The sequence below is a fragment of the Lysinibacillus sp. NPDC056232 genome (assembly GCF_042267565.1).
In the GTDB taxonomy this organism is placed as follows: Bacteria; Bacillota; Bacilli; order Bacillales_A; family Planococcaceae; genus Lysinibacillus.
Genome location: NZ_JBHJTF010000099.1, coordinates 1 through 1467, shown reverse-complemented (window position 1 = coordinate 1467; position 1467 = coordinate 1). Strand labels below are relative to the sequence as shown.

At 36.4% G+C, this 1467-nt stretch carries 1 protein-coding gene; it reads right to left on the bottom strand.

Translation table 11 applies throughout. From position 1 onward, the window contains the following. Positions 1 to 38: 38 nt before the first annotated feature. A protein-coding gene (locus tag ACFCYJ_RS27445) for an IS3 family transposase (protein WP_376079118.1) occupies positions 39 to 1372 on the bottom strand; the annotation gives its coding sequence in 2 pieces (ribosomal slippage) (positions 39 to 988 and positions 988 to 1372; 1335 coding nt in all). Between the last annotated feature and the right edge of the window lie 95 nt (positions 1373 to 1467).

The following is a 1467-nucleotide window of genomic DNA, read 5'->3' as shown; positions in this document are numbered from 1 at the left end:
TAAAGTGTACCCTTTGTAAAGGACATTTTGAAAAAAAGCTAGGCAACTTTTTGAAGCTGCTGTCTGTATTTTGCAGGCGGCAGCTTTTTCAAGTTCCATTGCCCTCGATAATGGTTGTAATACATCATATAACTTTTCACTTCTCGTTTTACTTCTTCTAATGTTTCGCACGCTTTCAGATTGGTTTCATCTTTAAAATGACCGAAGAAGGATTCTTGAGGGGCGTTATCCCAACAGTTTCCTCGACGTGACATAGATTGCCCTAGTCCCATTTCCTTCACAAGTTTCTGGAATTTTGGATTCGTATAATGGAATCCTTGATCTGAATGAATAAATGCATCTTTCGTTAAATGGTGGTGATTTCGCTTCAATTTACGAAGAGTATTGAGCGCGATATCCATACTTAATGAAGCAGATACTTCATACGCTAAAATTTCGTTTGTCTCAGCGTCCTTAATCGTTGATAAATAAGCACGTTTGCTGTTTCCGTACGTCAAATACGTGATATCTGTTAATAATACTTTTCCTGCTACACCTTGTTTAAAGTTACGCTGTAATTCATTTGGACATGTACGATGTTCTTTTGTCGCTTTGGCCATTCTACGTGCAGGATTCGCTTTTCGAATTGGGCATACAATCTCGAATTTCTTCATAATGCGGCGAATACGTTTTAAGTTATACGTAATCCCATATTGATTTTCTAACGTCATTTTAATTTGACGTGCACCTTTCTTACGTCCTCGGAAATGATACGCTTTTAAAATGATTTCTTTGATTGCTTCATCTGCTAACTCATGGGCTGCACGCTTTTGTGCTGATTTTTCAGTGAAATAATTATAGTAGCCTGAACGAGATACACCCATGATTTCACATAGATAGCTTACTAAGCGTTTTAGTTTATATTTTTGAATCGTTTTACTGATTAATTCAAATTTTAGTTCTGTTGCGATTGTTATTTCTTCTTTAACATCTGCCTTTCGAGTAGATCGAGCTTTTTTAAAAGTTCATTCTCCGCTTGTAATAATCGATTTTTCGCTTCTAATCGTGCAATTTTTTCTTCTAAACTTAATTCCCGTTCTATTGGACGACCTGAATTCGTTTTCCGTGTATCTTGTAGACCCGCTACTCCAGTTGTACGATAAGCTGCACGCCAACGCTTTCCCGCTGAACTAATGCGCTTCAAACCAATTAGTTCAACATCTAAACCGGCCTCTTCAAAAATTGTTCTTGGGAGTTTTCCTTTTTCATTTTCTGCAATAAAATGGCGTTTAAATTCCTCAGTATAAGTAATCGCTTTATCACTAATAGCCCGGACATTAGGATTACAGTTTAGTTGTTCTTGCTCTTTTTTAGTAAATAATCTTTTCGTCATTTCATTCCGCTCCGACATCTTTTTTCTCATTATAAACAAAAGTACCCTATAGGATAGACTTTTTTCAAAGTGTCTATCTTATAGGGTACAGTTTA